At 54.4% G+C, this 16,330-nt stretch carries 16 protein-coding genes; all 16 read right to left on the reverse strand.

Annotation, left to right across the window (positions count from 1 at the left end; genetic code table 11):
• Positions 1-15 precede the first annotated feature (15 nt).
• The 16 genes from dnaG to AC0YNU_RS11080 all read right to left on the reverse strand — a co-directional run bounded on the left by dnaG (position 16) and on the right by AC0YNU_RS11080 (position 16,326).
• On the reverse strand, positions 16-1,860 hold the full coding sequence (dnaG, locus tag AC0YNU_RS11005; protein WP_475756121.1) for a DNA primase: 1,845 nt from the start codon (positions 1,858-1,860) through the stop codon (positions 16-18).
• Between the two features lie 40 nt (positions 1,861-1,900).
• Positions 1,901-2,359, reverse strand: a complete 459-nt coding sequence (locus tag AC0YNU_RS11010) for a YaiI/YqxD family protein (RefSeq protein WP_475756275.1) — start codon at positions 2,357-2,359, stop codon at positions 1,901-1,903.
• 85 nt (positions 2,360-2,444) lie between these two features.
• Complete coding sequence (locus AC0YNU_RS11015; RefSeq protein ID WP_475756122.1) at positions 2,445-3,263, reverse strand: pyruvate, water dikinase regulatory protein; 819 nt, start codon at positions 3,261-3,263, stop codon at positions 2,445-2,447.
• 47 nt (positions 3,264-3,310) lie between these two features.
• The gene (gene glyS, locus AC0YNU_RS11020; protein ID WP_475756125.1) at positions 3,311-5,392 is read right to left on the reverse strand and encodes a glycine--tRNA ligase subunit beta; all 2,082 of its coding nucleotides are present in this window, start codon (positions 5,390-5,392) and stop codon (positions 3,311-3,313) included.
• Positions 5,385-6,272 (reverse strand): glycine--tRNA ligase subunit alpha, encoded by an 888-nt coding sequence (glyQ, locus tag AC0YNU_RS11025; protein WP_162639151.1) that lies wholly within the window; start codon positions 6,270-6,272, stop codon positions 5,385-5,387. Before glyQ ends, glyS begins: the two co-directional genes overlap by 8 nt.
• Before the next feature lie 376 nt (positions 6,273-6,648).
• Positions 6,649-7,395, reverse strand: coding sequence for a DNA repair protein RecO (recO, locus tag AC0YNU_RS11030; RefSeq protein WP_475756127.1), 747 nt, complete (start codon positions 7,393-7,395; stop codon positions 6,649-6,651).
• 34 nt (positions 7,396-7,429) lie between these two features.
• The gene (locus AC0YNU_RS11035; protein ID WP_161703106.1) at positions 7,430-7,585 is read right to left on the reverse strand and encodes a YqzL family protein; all 156 of its coding nucleotides are present in this window, start codon (positions 7,583-7,585) and stop codon (positions 7,430-7,432) included.
• 108 nt (positions 7,586-7,693) lie between these two features.
• Complete coding sequence (era, locus tag AC0YNU_RS11040) at positions 7,694-8,623, reverse strand: GTPase Era (RefSeq protein ID WP_475756130.1); 930 nt, start codon at positions 8,621-8,623, stop codon at positions 7,694-7,696.
• Positions 8,624-8,665: 42 nt separating this feature from the next.
• Positions 8,666-9,103 carry a cytidine deaminase gene (gene cdd, locus AC0YNU_RS11045; RefSeq protein WP_475756132.1) on the reverse strand — a complete coding sequence of 146 codons (438 nt, stop codon included), beginning with the start codon at positions 9,101-9,103 and terminating at the stop codon, positions 8,666-8,668.
• A gap of 22 nt (positions 9,104-9,125) precedes the next feature.
• A complete protein-coding gene (locus tag AC0YNU_RS11050) occupies positions 9,126-9,482 on the reverse strand; it encodes a diacylglycerol kinase family protein (RefSeq protein ID WP_475756134.1) in 357 nt (118 codons plus the stop codon).
• Positions 9,482-9,979 carry an rRNA maturation RNase YbeY gene (gene ybeY / locus AC0YNU_RS11055; protein ID WP_475756136.1) on the reverse strand — a complete coding sequence of 166 codons (498 nt, stop codon included), beginning with the start codon at positions 9,977-9,979 and terminating at the stop codon, positions 9,482-9,484. Before ybeY ends, AC0YNU_RS11050 begins: the two co-directional genes overlap by 1 nt.
• Positions 9,976-12,222: an HD family phosphohydrolase gene (locus AC0YNU_RS11060; protein ID WP_475756138.1), complete on the reverse strand. Its 2,247-nt coding sequence runs from the start codon at positions 12,220-12,222 to the stop codon at positions 9,976-9,978. Before AC0YNU_RS11060 ends, ybeY begins: the two co-directional genes overlap by 4 nt.
• 936 nt (positions 12,223-13,158) lie before the next feature.
• The gene (locus tag AC0YNU_RS11065) at positions 13,159-14,130 is read right to left on the reverse strand and encodes a PhoH family protein (RefSeq protein WP_475756140.1); all 972 of its coding nucleotides are present in this window, start codon (positions 14,128-14,130) and stop codon (positions 13,159-13,161) included.
• A gap of 6 nt (positions 14,131-14,136) precedes the next feature.
• Complete coding sequence (gene yqfD, locus AC0YNU_RS11070) at positions 14,137-15,330, reverse strand: sporulation protein YqfD (RefSeq protein ID WP_475756142.1); 1,194 nt, start codon at positions 15,328-15,330, stop codon at positions 14,137-14,139.
• A gap of 14 nt (positions 15,331-15,344) precedes the next feature.
• The gene (gene yqfC / locus AC0YNU_RS11075) at positions 15,345-15,623 is read right to left on the reverse strand and encodes a sporulation protein YqfC (RefSeq protein WP_475756144.1); all 279 of its coding nucleotides are present in this window, start codon (positions 15,621-15,623) and stop codon (positions 15,345-15,347) included.
• Positions 15,624-15,768: 145 nt separating this feature from the next.
• On the reverse strand, positions 15,769-16,326 hold the full coding sequence (locus AC0YNU_RS11080) for a hypothetical protein (RefSeq protein ID WP_475756146.1): 558 nt from the start codon (positions 16,324-16,326) through the stop codon (positions 15,769-15,771).
• Positions 16,327-16,330 lie beyond the last annotated feature (4 nt).

The raw sequence follows: 16,330 nt of genomic DNA on the forward strand, positions 1-16,330 counted from the left end.
CCTAGAACGATCATCCTACCGACCTTTCAGCTGTCTCTCTAGGGCTATAATCTCACTTGCAATTTGTGCCGCTTTCAGCATGTCGCCTGAGCGCTCCGCCCGTACCATGGCTTCTTTTTTCTGTTCGACCTCTCGGAGCTTAGGCACTTTCACGATTTCATTCACGTAATCGTCGAGCAATTGCTCGTCGAAAGGCATGTCATCGTCCATCATGAGAATGGAGGCGGCCGCCCGTTCAAGACGGTCATCCTGAAGCGACGCTACAAACCGGCTAACATCCGGATCATGGCCTTGCGCATAATAAGCGTATAAGTAAGCAGCAAGCGCTGCGTGATCCTCTACATGAAAAGCTTCTCCAAGCTTCCGATGCACCGTGTTCGCGACATCCGCGCTTTGCAGCATTTGCGCAAGCAGCTTGCGCTCGGCTACCTGATAAGCGGGTAATACGGGCGGTGCAGAGGATGTACGACGGTTTTCACGGTTTTCATTCCTACCATTATTCCACGAATTGTCGTTATTATCCCTTTGCGGTTTCATTTTTTGAAGCTGCTGGCGCTGCGCAAAACAGTCCTGCTTCAGCGAATCCAAGGACATATCGAACTCCCGGGACAGCTCTTTCAAATAAAATTCCCGCTCTGTCGGTGAATCCAGCACGGCAATAATGCGCACGGCTTCAAGCAAGTAATTTTTCTGTCCCTCTTCTTCTAGGAGTATATGGTTTTTCTTTGCATATAGTAATTTAAATTTTGTTGCAGAAACCGGATGTTCGATAATTTCCCGCATGAACGTATGCGCACCGTTCTGTTCGATAAATTCATCCGGATCCATGCCTCTAGGCAGCATGGCTACTTGTACGCGCAGCCCCGCTTTCTCCAAAATCGGTATCGTCTTGAGCGCAGCGGCTTGTCCCGCATTATCGCCGTCGTAGCACAGCACCGCATCGTCTGCATTACGCTGCAATAACGCCGCATGCTCCTCGGTCAATGACGTTCCCATGGAGGCGACGCCATTCGTCACTCCCGCACTCCAAGCCTTGATGACATCCATATAGCCTTCGAACAATACAACACGCCTGCTCTTGCGCAGCGCCGCCCTTGCATGATGAAAGTTATACAAATTCCGACTTTTGTTAAACAGCATCGTTTCCGGCGAATTCAAATATTTCGGTTGTCCTTCACCGAGCATCCTGCCGGCCAGTGCAATCACTTTACCGTCGCGGTTCCATATCGGGAACATGACCCTGTCCCTGAATCGATCGATATACCCGCTCTTGTCCTGCTTCCCGATCAACAGCCCGCCTTTCTCCATCAGGGAATTATCGAACTCCCGCTTCTCCAAGAAGCGCGCGAGCGTATCCCATTCCGGAGGTGCATAGCCGATCAGGAATTGATCGATCTGCTTGTCCGTAACGCCTCGATCCCGCAAGTACTTCAGCGCCGGTTGTCCATGCGTCGTGTTCATAAGCAGATAATGATACAGTTTGGCTGCCAATTCATGAGCTTGAATCAGCTTGTCCCGATCTCCGTTTCCTTCGTTCGACGGACCCTCGCCCGAACCGGTCCAAGCAATCGGAATTCCGGCTTCTTCCGCTAGAACGCGCACGGCCTCCGGAAACGAATATTCTTCGATTTCCTCGATGAACTTGATGGCGTTGCCGCCTTTGCCGCATCCATAGCAGTAGAAGATCCCTTTTTCCGGCGTGACGGTAAAAGACGGCGTCTTCTCGGAATGAAACGGGCAAAGCCCTTTCATGTATTTCCCTTGTTTCGAGAGGTGAACGTACTTTCCTACCGTTTCGACGATATCGTGATGCTTCAGCACCGCTTCAATGACGGAATCCGGTATTTTCCCGTAAGCCATATACTTCACCTTCATCCTAAATGACAAGTAATACTATTCGCTACGGTTCAGCATTTTCCTGCCGAGACGCCAAAACTTTTGTCAGCTTTTGCTGAAACCGAACCCGATCCTCGTTCGACATCGCTTTGGGGCCTTTCGTTCTTCCGCCTCCCCGGCGCCGCTTCGCCAGTTCATGCCTCCGCTCCATCAAATAATCGATGTTGCTGTCATCGTATTGCTGACCTCTCTGAGAAAGCGCAATCGCTCCTTTGGCGATAACGATCGTCGCAAGTCCGAAATCCTGCGTAACGACGATGTCCCCGCGCCGAATATGGTTCGCAATATACAAATCGACCGATTGATCGCTCCGGTCCACCTGCATGATCGCTACGCCGTTCTCCGCCTGAAGCCGATGATCATGTGAAGCTACCATAAGAACCGGCACAGCATGCATCCGAGCAATTTCGACAATTTCCCGCTTTACCGGACAAGCATCGGCATCGACTACGATCGTTGGCATTGCCGTCAATTTTGCACCACCGCATCTTCATGTAACTTCCGTACTATTATATACGGCAAATAACCAAAAAATCCTGCCGCTGCGCTCAAACGGATTCGATGTGCTCCAGAATGAGGCTCGCCGTCTCTTCCACTGCTTTGTGCGATACGTCAATGACTAGACATCCGAGCCGGTCCATGATGGATGCCGCATACTGCAGCTCGAACTCAATCCGTTCCGCCTTCGCATACGAAGCACTGTCCGGCAGGCCAAGCGCCTTCAACCGTTCCTTTCGAATGCCGTTCAGGTACCTGACGTCGATCGTCAGCCCGACGACCTTCTCCTTCGGAATTTGGAACAATTCAGGCGGCGGACCGACCTCTGGAATCAAAGGCACGTTCGCGACCTTGAACTGCTTATGCGCCAAATACATCGACAGCGGCGTCTTGGAGGTACGCGACACGCCTACAAGCACGATATCGGCTTTCAATATCCCGGTCGTGTCGCGCATATCGTCGTACTTGACGGCAAACTCCACGGCTTCAACCTTGCGGAAATAATTTTCGTCCAGCACATGGTTGAGTCCCGGCTCTTGACGGGCCTTGCGGTCCGTCTTCAGCTCCAGGCTCTTGATGAGCGAACCGAGCAGATCAATCGCCGTTACGCCGTGCTTATCCGCGAACTCGACCATGCGTTCGCGCATGCCGGGCAGCACGAGCGTATACAGCATGATCGCGTCATGCTCTTTGGCGAGCCGCACGAACCGTTCAAGCGATGCCTCGTCATGAACGAAAGGCGCACGGCGGATATCGGTATGGATAGGATGAAATTGGGCTACCGCAGCCCTGACCACCAGCTCGCCGGTATCGCCGGCGGAATCGGAAACGACATAAATGATCACTTCAGGCTGCGAATCTGCCGCCATTTCAATCCCCTCCTAAACATCATGAATACGAAAGCGCGTGCTGCCGATTACCATACCAGCTTGGAGAAATCCGCGACCCGCGTTACGCTTCCCGCGATCGAGGCCAACGTTGCCAGCCGGTTCTTCCGTACCGCTTCGTCCTCCGCCATAACCATGACGTGGTCGAAATAAGCATTGATCGGCTCCTTCAGTCCCGCAAGCTTGGAGATAGCCGCAGCCGCATTGCCTTGTTCGACAAGCTCATTCACTTGATCACTTACAGATTGCCATGCACTGTAAAGCGAGCCCTCGGAATCGTCCGCGAACAATTGGGGATCCACATCATTAGACGCGGCTTTCGAAGCAAGGTTGCACACCCGATTAAGCGCGTCCACGACGGTCTTGAACTCTTCGCGTCGATCACCAGCGGCGGCCGCTGTAACCGCTGCGGCACGATCGACCGTTTGGCGCAAATCGTTGTATCCGACTGCCATGACCGCGTCGACGACATCATACCGGATGCTTTGCTCCGCAAGTACATTCTTCACGCGAAGCGCCAAGAACTCGTACAAATCTTTACGTATTTCGTCAGCATTCCGTTTCAATCCGCGCGCGCTGTGGACGTCAAGCGCCAGATCGAACAACGTGGCGAGCGGCAGCTTCAAGCCGTGCGCAAGCACGATCTGTACGATACCGGCAGCTTGGCGGCGAAGCGCGTAAGGATCCTGAGAACCGGTAGGAATAATGCCGATGGAGAAGCAGCCGACGATCGTATCGATTTTATCCGCCAAGCTGACAATCGCGCCTGCGATGGAAGCCGGAGCGCGATCGCCTGCGAACCGCGGCTGGTAATGCTCGTTGATCGCTTTCGCAACCGTTTCGCGTTCGCCCGCTTTGCGTGCGTAGTCTTCGCCCATGATGCCTTGAAGCTCAGGGAACTCGTAAACCATCTGCGTCACGAGATCGAACTTGCAGATCGCTGCCGTACGTGCGGCATCCTCGGAAGCTTGCGCATCCAAACCGAGCGCGGCAGTCAATTTGCCGGTCGTAGCCACGATGCGGCGGACTTTATCCGCGACCGTGCCGAGTTCCTCGTGATAGACGATCGACTCCAGCTTCGTCAGTGCATCGCTGATCGCCAGCTTCTGATCTTCGGCGTAGAAGAACTTCGCGTCGGACAGACGCGCGCGCAGCACCTTCTCGTTGCCCTTCGCGACATTCTCGATCGACGTCCGGTCGCCGTTGCGCACCGTAACGAAATAGGGCAGCAGCTTGCCGTTGCCGTCCAGTACCGGGAAGTAGCGCTGATGCTCGCGCATCGATGTGATGAGCACTTCCTGCGGAATGTTCAGGAACGATTCATCGAATGTGCCGAATAACGCATTCGGGTATTCAACGAGGAACACGACTTCTTCCAACAAGTCTTCCTTGATCGCGATATGCCAGTTTTTCTCTGCGGCCAATTCGTTGATCTGACCGACGATCAGCGATTCCCGCTCCGCCACATTGACGATAACATGCTGCTCCTTCAAGCGGGATACATAATCAGCCGGTGCCGGAATGTCCGTCTCCGAACCGAGGAAGCGGTGTCCGCGCGTCGTTCTGCCGCTTTGAACGGCCGTGATTTCCATCGGCACGATCTCTTCGCCGAACAAGGCGACCAGCCATTTGATCGGACGGACGAAACGCAGGTCGTAATTACCCCAGCGCATGTTTTTCGGGAAGGACATCGACGTGATGAGCGACGTCAAGCCTTCCGGAAGCACGTCGGCCGTAACGGTGCCGATGCTGCTTTTGTTCGCGTAGATATATTCGACGCCGCCGACTTCCTTGAAGAAGAAGTCGCTTGGTTCGACGCCTTGACTGCGGGCAAAACCAAGCGCGGCTTTGCTCCACTCGCCCTGCTCGTTCAAAGCGATTTTGCGTGAAGGCCCTTTTACTTCCTCGTTGACATCGGCTTGCTTCTCTTCGACGCCGCGAACGAGGATTGCAATACGGCGCGGCGTGCCGTACGCTTCGATTTCACCGTGTCCGATACGGCTCGTCTCCAGCCACTTGGCAGCCTTCTCCTTCAGTTGGTTCATCGCTCCGCGCACGAAACGGGCCGGTACCTCTTCCAATCCGATCTCAAGCAGCAAATCCTTAGCCATTGACGTTCACTCCTTTCTTCAGCAATGGGAATCCAAGACGCTCGCGCTCTTCCAAATACGTTGCCGCGCATGCCCGCGCAAGATTACGCACGCGCATGATATAACCGGTACGTTCCGTTACGCTGATCGCGCCGCGCGCATCCAGGAGGTTGAACGTATGGGAGCATTTCAGCACATAATCGTAAGCCGGGAAAACGAGCTTATGCTCCATCGTTTTCTTCGCTTCTTCTTCATACATGTTGAACAGCGAGAAGAGCATCGCCGCATCGGATGTTTCGAACGTATATTTGGAATGCTCGAATTCCGGCTGCAAGAAAACGTCGCCGTACGTCACGCCGTCCACCCACTCCAGATCGAACACATTCTCTTTCTCTTGAATGTAGGAAGCCAGCCGCTCCATGCCGTATGTAATTTCGACGGCAACCGGATTGGCATCGATACCGCCGACTTGCTGGAAGTACGTGAACTGCGTAATTTCCATGCCGTTCAGCCACACTTCCCAGCCCAAGCCCCAGGCGCCAAGCGTCGGCGATTCCCAGTTATCCTCGACGAAGCGGATATCATGATGAAGCGGATCGATTCCGAGGCGCTTCAAGCTCTCCAGGTACAATTCCTGAATGTTGTCCGGCGACGGCTTCAAGATGACTTGAAACTGGTGATGCTGGTACAGACGGTTCGGGTTCTCCCCGTAACGGCCGTCCGCGGGGCGCCGCGAAGGCTCTACGTAAGCGACATTCCATGGCTCAGGTCCGATCGAACGCAGGAAGGTCATCGGATTCATCGTGCCCGCGCCTTTCTCCGTATCGTACGGCTGAACAAGAATGCAATTTTGTTCCGCCCAAAACTGCTGCAGCGTCAAAATCATGTTTTGAAAATTCATGTTCGACTTCTCTCCTTTAATGATGATCCCCTTCATGTCCTTCCAGCAAGCGAGAACACAAAAAAAGCTCCCGCCTCTACGTCTGGTCTCAGACATAGGGACGAAAGCTTATGCTTCCGCGGTTCCACCCTACTTGGCTTTAAACCTGCAGCCACTCAAGTTCATGGCCTGCGGTTAAAGCCCGCTTTTAACCTTGCATCAAACTCCGGAGCGCCTTTCATCGATCTGGCCCGTCCGGGCTCCCACTATCCCCGGCTCGCTTGAAACGGACGATGCATATCGACTACTTTCTCCATCATCGCTTATTCACATAATAACCTATCTTATCAATTTCAGGACTTCGTGTCAAACTACGCCATCTATGCTTCAGCCGTCCTCAGATCGAATAACGATCCATCTGATCCAGGAACGAACGCGATTTGAGCGGAATACCGATCAGCGTATCCATTAATAGCCTCATGGCCGCTTTGAGCTGCAGCTTCGTTTCGTCCTTGACTTGAATGTTGCCTAGGCGCCTTAAGTCCATATGCTGGTAAAGTCGGAGCAGCTTAAGCGCTCCATCGCTGAGCGCTATCGCGTGCACGTCTTTATAGGCGCAGCGGCTGCATAATACCCCGCCGCCGTTCGCGCTGAGCGCCATCGTTCCAACCGTATTGCCGCAGGAAACGCATTCGCCGAACTCGGGGCCGTAGCCTGCCGCCTGGAGGATTTTCATCTCGAATACTTGCGTCGTAACCAATAAGTCCTTGCCTTCGGCGAATGCATTCAAGCAGGCATTCAGCTGTTCGAACATAAATGCGCTTGCGTCTTCTTCCTGCAATGCGCGGTCTACCAGTTCCGCCGCATAAGAAGAATAGGCCGTCATATCAAGCTGCTCACGCAAAACATGGTGAGACTCGATAATCTCACCATGCGTCAGCGTCCCAAGTCCGCTGTTCCGGAAAAAAAGATACTCCCCATGCGTAAATAGCTGCGAAAGGGAGCCGTGACGGCTTTTAAGCTTTTTTGCACCTCGAATGATGATGCCGGCTTTGCCGTGCGTATTGGTAAGCAGCGTCACGATTTTGTTGCCTTCCCCATAATCCGTGCTGCGGATGACGATACCTTCTGTCCGCACCTGCATGAGCTTCTCCCCCAACTCCAGCGTACGGCCATCCTTACACTGTTAAAGCGCCGTCGCTCTCGGCCGCCGAGTCCCCTTCTTCCTCCGGAGATTCGGCGCTTGCCGCCGCTTGCTGCTCCATCTCCCTGTAAAGCAAGAAAGCTTCTACATCGCCGGTCAGCGTAAAATACTTCCACGAAAAATTTCGCATTCGTATTCATCCTTTCCGCGCTCAGAAATGCTGCTCACGGATTAGGATGCGATGAAGGGATGCAGCTTATGCCCGCTCAATTATTGTCAGATTCGGGTTATAGCGGCATTAGTCGTTGCGGAAGCCAAGATCCTTGAGCACCCGATCCTGGTTGCGCCAATCCTTCTTCACCTTGACCCATAGCTCAAGGAATACGCGCGAACCGAGCAGCGTCTCGATGTCGCGGCGCGCTTCCTTGCCCACTTGCTTCAGCAATGCGCCCTGCTTGCCAATGACGATGCCTTTCTGCGAATCGCGTTCAACGAAGATGACTGCCCCGATATAGACGACGCCGTTATCCTGCACCTTCATATCCTCGATGGCTACGGCGATCGAATGCGGCACTTCTTCGCGCGTCAGATGCAAAATCTTCTCGCGGACAAGCTCTGCGCAGACGAACTGCTCCGGATGATCCGTTACTTGGTCGGCCGGATAATATTGCGGGCCTTCCGGCAAATAGCCGCCGAGCACTCTCAGCATCGTATCGACGTTGTTGCCTTTCAAGGCGGAGACTGGAATGATTTCGGCGAAATCATGCAGCTCTTTATATTGAACGATGAGCGGCAGCAGCGCTTCCGGCTCGATCTTGTCGATTTTGTTCATGATGAGAAATACCGGCGTCTTGACCTTCTTGAGCGCTTCGATGATGAAGCGATCGCCGCCGCCGAGCCCTTCCGAGGCATCGATCAGGAACAACGCCGCATCCACTTCGGCGAGCGTGCTGATCGCCGATTTAACCATGAAATCGCCAAGCTTGGACGTCGGCTTATGAATACCCGGCGTATCGAGGAAGACAATCTGTGAATTGTCAGTCGTATATACACCATGGATCTTGTTGCGCGTCGTTTGGGGCTTATCCGACATAATGGCGATTTTTTGCCCGATGACTTCATTGATCAGCGTCGATTTGCCTACGTTCGGCCTGCCGACGATCGCCACGAAGCCGGAGCGGAATTTTTCTTTGGATCCTTTGGATCCGTTAATAGTCGTTGCATTCATAGGTGGTCTAATGTCTCCTTCTTATCCAAACATTACGCAATGTTAATTTCGGTTCAGCTGCGCGGACGAAAATGCGCCCGGCAGCAGCTCGGCGACCGTCGAAATCCGCCAGTCGCCTTTCATGTTCCCCATGATGACGGGCATGTCAGGCGGGCATAGCTCCACGAGCACCTGCCTGCATACGCCGCATGGCGTAATCGGCTCGTCCGTATCGCCGACGACGGCAATCGCCGCAAAGCTGCGCGCTTCATGGCCGTCCGCGATGGCCCGGAACAAGGCGGTTCTCTCCGCGCAGTTCGTAGGGCTATATGCCGCGTTCTCGACATTGCAGCCCGCATGCACGCTGCCTTCTGCATCCAGCAGCGCAGCGCCCACTCGAAATTGCGAATACGGGACGTAGGCGCGTTTTCGTGCTTCGATGGCTTGAGCCATCAGATGACGGTAGGGATCCAGAAGATCCTGCTTCGTTAGTTCGGACATGCTGGACACTCCTTCTCTTCTTCTAAGAATCGGGGATGATATGCGGCACGAATACGATAAGCCCGACGACGACCGCCGTGACGGCTGTCAGCAGCACCGCGCCGGCTGCGGTGTCTTTTGCCGCTTTCGCGAGCGGATGCTGCTGCGGGCAAGCTAGATCAACGACATGCTCGACGGCGGTATTCAGCAGCTCGGCTGCCAGTACCATCCCCTGGACGATTACGATCGCCAGCCATTCCATGCGGGATAGACCGAACAGCAGCCCAGCCGTATTCACGATGATAACAGCCGCGAGATGGATTCTCATATTCGCCTGCGCAGCCAAGGCGCCTCGAACACCGCTCCAGGCGAACGCTACGCTGCGCAGAAAACGGCTCATTAACGGGTCAATCCAGCTTGCTGCAGCACCGCTTCCTGCTTCTTCGTCATGACGGCTTCGCTTTCGTCATCCTGATGGTCATAGCCGATCAAGTGAAGGAACCCGTGTACGAACAGGAAGCCCAGCTCCCGCTCCAAGGAGTGCCCGTACTCTTCGCTTTGCAGCTTCGCGCGCTCGACGGAAATAATGATATCCCCAAGCATGCCTTCGTAAGGGATCGGGTCGCTCTCGTCCTCGACTTCGTAGATGATGCCAAGCTCTTCGTCGGTTTCTTCCTGCATGGCGAACGACAACACATCCGTCGGACGGTCGATGCCGCGGTAATCTTTGTTCAATTGATGAATCTCATTATCGTCGACGAAAGAAAGCGTCACTTCGCCTTCCGTCAAGCCTTCCGCTTCGCCGGCCAATTGAAGAAGCTTCTCCAATACACCGACGAACGCTTCGGAAATGTTCACTTTTTCTTGATCATTGCTCCAATCCAACTGCAAACTCATGCCAGCCGCTCCTTTGGTTTCACGTCTTCCGGATATTCAATGCGCGAATGAAAAATACCGATGATGGTTTCTTTCAGCGTTTGCGCGATTTTCTCAAGCTCTTTCAGCGTCAGGTCGCATTCGTTGAATTGACCGTCGTCCAAGCGGCCTTTGATGATTTTGTGGATCATCGACTCGACCTGTTCCATCGTCGGGCTGCGCATGCTCCGCACCGCCGCCTCCACGCTGTCGGCGATGCCGACGATTGCCGCTTCCTTCGACTGCGCTTTGGGGCCGGGGTAACGGAAATCGTCTTCCGTGAAATCGGGCTCTTCGCCCGCTTCTTCCGCCAGCTTGATTGCTTTGACGTAGAAGAACTTCAAAAACGTCGTGCCGTGATGCTGCTCCGCGATGTCGCGAATCGGCTTCGGCAGCTTATGGTTTCTCAGCATTTCCACCCCATCGCGCGCATGGGCGATAATGATCGATTTGCTCAGCTTCGGCTCGATGGAATCATGCGGATTTTCATAGTTTGTCTGATTCTCGATAAAATAACTGGGCCGCTTCGTTTTTCCGATATCATGGTAGAAGGAGCCTACCCGGCAAAGCAAGCCGTTCGCCCCGATCGCTTCCGCGGCCGCCTCGGATAAATTGCCCACCATGACGCTGTGATGATACGTCCCCGGCGTCTCCGTCAACAGCTTGCGCAAGAGCGGATGGTTGGGGTTGGACAGCTCAACCAGCTTCAGCGCGGACAGAATGCCGAACGTGACTTCGAAGAACGGCATAAGACCCACGACCAGAATCGCCGTCAACAAGCCGCTCGCGAACGCGAACGCGACCGTCATGATGAGATCGCTCTTCGCCGGCAGCTCGCCTAGCAAAATGATCGCCAGCACGCTCGCCGAACCGAACAGACTGGCCATGATGCCGGCTTTCAAAATCGTGGAACGCTGGCTGGCCCGGTGAATGGCGAAGATCGCGGCGAACGATACGACTGCCGTCGTGAACCCGTAATTAAAATCGAATATGCGGCCGGATTCCGTATTGAAGATGATGCTTCCCACGATCGCGAACAAAAACGAGCTCACGACCGCCAACTGAACGTCCAGCAGCATGACGATCAACATAGCTCCCATCGCGGTCGGCGCCAGATAACCGACATAAGGCATCGTCTGCGTCTGCGTCAGTTCGATAATGGACATGGCCAGGATGTTCAAGGCATAGATGAGCAGCAGCATCGTCAACTGCGCATTGCTGTACCCCGTCCGCGTGCCGCCGCTTAAATTCGTCGCTCGCTCGAGATAACCGTAAATCACGATCAGGAAGAGGACGGAGAATAAAAGCAGTCCCAGCTGCGGCCAGTAATTTTTCTTCGTTTGCAGCAAGCCGAAGGAAGACAGACGGTCGTACATTTCCTTGGATACGACTTCGCCTTTATGCACGATAATATCCCCTTGGCCGAATACGACGGGCGGGGTATTCTCCTTCGCCGCCACGCGGGCGTCGTTCGTCGCCTGCTTGTCGAGAAACTTATTCGGCATGATGGCATAGCGAGCCAGCTCCTGCACGATCTCCCGCGATTTGCGCTCGCTGAGCGCGCTGGCGTTGACGAGCTCCGCTACCTTCGTTCGCGCCGTTTCCGCTTCGCGCAGCGAATCGCCCATCAGCTTGTGGACGATGGATACCGCCACGACCTGCATATCGCCGAGCTGAGCAGGCGTCAGCTGCGGCATTTTGTAGAAGGTTTCCTCCGGAATGCGATACGTCTGCTGCTTGACAACGTTTGCCATTTCATCAAGCAGCGAATCGTTATACGTGCCGTTGCCTTTGTTCATTCGCACGAACTGATCCACGTAATCGACATACATTTGAGGAATTTCGCTGCGGTAGATCGATACTTTGTTCTCGAGCGTCACTTGATCGTCCTGATTCAGCTGCTCCATCCGGGCAAAAACCTGCTCGAGCAGCGTCTCGCTGCGTAGCGCCACGATGGAATAGATCGGTTCCACCTGCTCGGCCGCCTGCTCCTGCGCTTGGAGCGTCGCTTTCTCATCCTTGATCTCCATCGGCGCTTCGATGTCGCGATCGCTCGCTTTATTCAACTGGATGTTATACGTCTTGGGAAGAACATGCGATGCCAGACTAAAATAAAAAAGCAGAACGAACAGAAGCAGCAATAACCATCGAACGGCAACGCTGTTCTTCCATCCACTCCAACCGATTGACTTTCCTTCATTTTGGCCTGTCTGCTGATTCGCCATCGTTGCTATCCTCCTAGAACTTGCATCCCCCTGATCCCCCGTACTTCGTGGGACCTTCAGGGACTTCGTCCCTTGGACCCTATCTAGAGCATGACTTTTACTTTAATTTTATAGATTAATACGTTCGAAAACTTAAATGAGTTCAATACTTTTGAAAGTACCAAATTTTGATTAAGGTCAAAAACTTGGTTAAGGTCAAAACCTTTTTAAAGGTCAAAACCTTCACCAACTAATTTGAATACCATCAAAAGAGTTTCACAACCCCCTAAATCCCCCTTGCCTAAGGGGGACCCCAGAGACTCCGTCCCTGGACCCGGATGGGGCGTGACTTCTACGGGGCCGTCTTCGAAGCTGCTTTGTTCGAGGGCTCGTTTTCGTCCGCTCGTGCGGACACACTTTTCAGGCGGCGTTCTTACGGTGCTTGGGCTCCCCTTCAAAGCAAAACTTCAAAGCGAAACTTCAAAGTAAAACTTCAAAGCATTCTTAAAGAGTTTCGCAACCCCCTAAATCCCCCTTGCCTAAGGGGGATTTAGGAGACTCCGTCCCTGGACCCGGATGGGGCGTGATTTCCACGGGGCCGTCTTCGAAGCTGCTTTGTACGCGGGCTCGATTTCGTCCGCTTGTGCGGACTCACTTTTCAGGTGGCGCTCTTACGGTGCTTGGCTCCCCTTCAAGGCATCCCTTCAAAGCAAAACTTCGGAAGCATTACTTCTTCCAACTTGCTATCGACATATTTCGGCAGCTCTTGGCTAATTATGACGGTGCCGCCTGTCTTCCTTGTGCCGTGAAGCTTTCAATAAAATAAAGGAGCAAAGCGAAATCATTCGCTTTGCCTTGTCTGCTGTTTGTGTTAGGCGTTGAATAAAGAGGCCGGAGCGGTAAGGCGTTCGTAATTGGTATCCTTACCGACTCCTATGCGAGCGGTTTCTGCCGTTGCTACGCTTGGCTCTCCGCGTCGATATTATAGGCCGTGATGATCTTCTGAACCAATGAATGCCGTACGACATCCTGCTCGGTAAAGATGATGAAGCCGATCTCCGGAATGTTCTGCAGGATGCGCTGCGCTTCGATCAGGCCGGAGCGTTTGCCCCGCGGCAAATCGATTTGGGTGACGTCGCCGGTGATGACCATTTTGGAGCCGAAGCCTAGACGGGTCAGGAACATCTTCATCTGTTCCGGCGTCGTGTTCTGCGCTTCGTCCAAAATGATGAACGCATCCTCTAGCGTCCGTCCGCGCATGTACGCAAGCGGCGCGACTTCGATCAGCCCGCGCTCGAACGCCTTCGTCGTTTGATCCGGTCCGAGCACGTCGTGCAGCGCGTCGTATAACGGCCGCAGGTACGGATCGACCTTCTCCTGCAAATCCCCCGGCAGGAAGCCGAGATTCTCGCCTGCTTCAACGGCGGGCCGAGTCAGGATGATCCGCTTCACGGAGCCTTCCTTCAGCGCGGCAACCGCCAGGACGACGGCCAGATACGTCTTGCCCGTACCGGCTGGTCCGATACCGAAGACGACGTCCATTTTTTTGATCGTTTTCACATAGTGGCGCTGGCCAATCGTTTTTACCCGAATCGGTTTGCCCCGAAACGTCGTCGTGATCTCCGCCTTGAACAGATCAAGAAGCTGATCGGCCTGCAACGTCTTGGACAACTCGAGGGCATAGGCGATATCCCGCTCCGAAGGCGTGTACCCGCCTCTCACCAGCTGCTGCAGCACCGTATAGAACTGCTCCAGCGATTCTACGTCGTCCGCCGGGCCGGAAATCGCGATTTCCGCATCGCGCGACATGATATCGGATGACGATTGCTGCTGGACGAATCGTAAATATTTATCCTGCGGGCCAAACAAAGCCAGCCCTTCCGCTGCATTAGCAAGTGGAATTTTGACTACCTTGAATTCATTCGGCAAAAATACTCAGTCCCCTTGCATCTGAACTAACGGTCTCTCTTTCACGATCGATTGATCCACTTCAAAAAACACTTTCATATAAACTTTACCATTGTCCGTCTTTTGATGCAAAATGTTTTCCGCGACGATCTGCGCATCGGGGCCGACCTTGGCGAGCAGATCCGCCCGCGCCTGCTGGATGCCCTCGGCTTTGGCTTCTTCGGCGCTGATCGTCTGCTGCTGCATCTTCACTTCCATGATCGTCTCTTTCATCCGCCCGAAAGGCAACTTCAGCGTACGCCAGGCGGCCTTCTCCTCCTGCACCACGCGCTCGTACATCGCGTATGGAATCTTGCCGTAGCCGCTCACCTGGAGGGCGCGTCCGCCCGCAACGCCATACCAGATGACCTTCTTATTGCCGGTGTACACTTTCGACGTCCTCGTGAGCGGAGACACGATATCGTATTCATGCCATACGATTCCCTTCACCTCGCCCTTAGCCACGACAGCTTTGCCGTTCGTCTCGTCGCCCAATAAGCCCGAGATCAGGACATCCCCCTGCTTCACCTTCGTATGGGGCTTGACGACAGGCCTGCCGGACTCCGCCATGACCTTCGTGACGACCGCGTCCGTCGAGGCGACCAGATGACGCGGACTAAGCGGCGTCTTCGCATCCGGCGTCTTCGATTCCACGACCCGGATCGTAATATGCGTGCCGCGTTTCTCGACGCCGATCCACGCCGCCCCGGGCAGCTTTTGCGCAAGATGTCTTGAAAGCACGGACGTGTCTTCCAGGCGGAACGACCATTGAAACGGATAAAGCCCTTCCGACTTGGCCGCCTGCATGATTTGCTCCTCCGACAGCTTGTCGTTGCCCTTAACGTCGATCGACCATATGAGCGAGGACAGCAAATACATGCCGATGAAGAACAGGACGAGCCCGGCCGCAAAAAAAACACGCTTCCGCATGCGCTGCATCCAGAACGGAAGGCCCGTACGCGTCTGCACGTGCACGCGGCAGCCTGTCCGTTTCAAGATCGGACGAAGCCGAAAAAAATCGTTCACGACGACTTGGCACTGCAGCCCGTCCTCCTTCGTGCGGCGAATGGACCACAGCTGCAGTCCATCCGCGAGCGCTTCGTTCACGAGCCTTTCAATCGCCTGGCCGCGAACGGTAATGGTAACGAAACCCCGCAGCCAGTGCATCCATGTCGCATCCATTCCTCTATGCCCCCTTATTCTCGCACCTCGATATTCTTGATTAAGCCCTCTATGAATACTTCTTCCGTCCAGATGGTTCGGATGATCAGATCGCTGCCGGTCACTTCGAGCTCTCCTTTGCTGAGCGCAAGCCGCAGCTTCTCGCTCGAGAAATGAAGGACGCCGCGATGGTTTTCAATATACAACTGCCGGTCGCCGATCATCGTAAGCCTTGGAAGATCCATGACGACGTCCTGCGGCAGGTCCAGCAAATCGGCAGCCATTTTTCGAAGTTTGCGGTTAATGCGGCGCATCCAATCAGAGGCCCCCTTCCCGTACTGTACCAAACTATGCGGGAGCGGCAGGAAATATGAGAAACGCCAGGCAGCTCGCAGGATGATGAAAAAATAAAAAAAGCATCCGCCCCGAAGGAACAGATGCTTTCAAAAATAGTTTCGTTTATTTGCGCTGTAACGGCTTCTTCGATCTAGGCGGCCCCAGGATCTCGGACAAGATGAAAGCTTGCCGTAATTCATTGCCTTTCGGCATATGGAAGGAAGCGCCCTGCGGCGCCTGCCTCTTCGAAGCAACTGTCATGGCACTGCTGGCCGGTTTAGGTTTCGGAACGGGAGTCTTCTCCTCTTCTACAGACCAGTCGTACATCGCGATTCCCAACTCTGGGTGCTCCATGCTGACGCCTTCGCCGGAAGGCTTCGTCTGCGACGTATTCAGCGTGCCGCCGACTGGACGGCTTTGTTCAGGTGCCTGCCTGCGCTGATCCGCAGGGCGCCGTTCCGCCTCCGCAGGGATAGGACGCGGGCGCTCAGGCTGCGGCGGGCGCTCGGTCTGAGGATGTCCGGCCGCCGGCCGGCCGTTCGGTCCGCCGCCAAACGGCGGCATCCGATTCCCACCCGGTTTTTGCTTGCCGCGCGCTTTGTTCAGCATCGTTAGCAGAAACCCGACGATGATGATCACAACGTAGAAATTGGACAACAGCAGCTTCAACAGCTCTTGCATGCGT

It is taken from the genome of Paenibacillus sp. J31P316 (assembly GCF_056269105.1).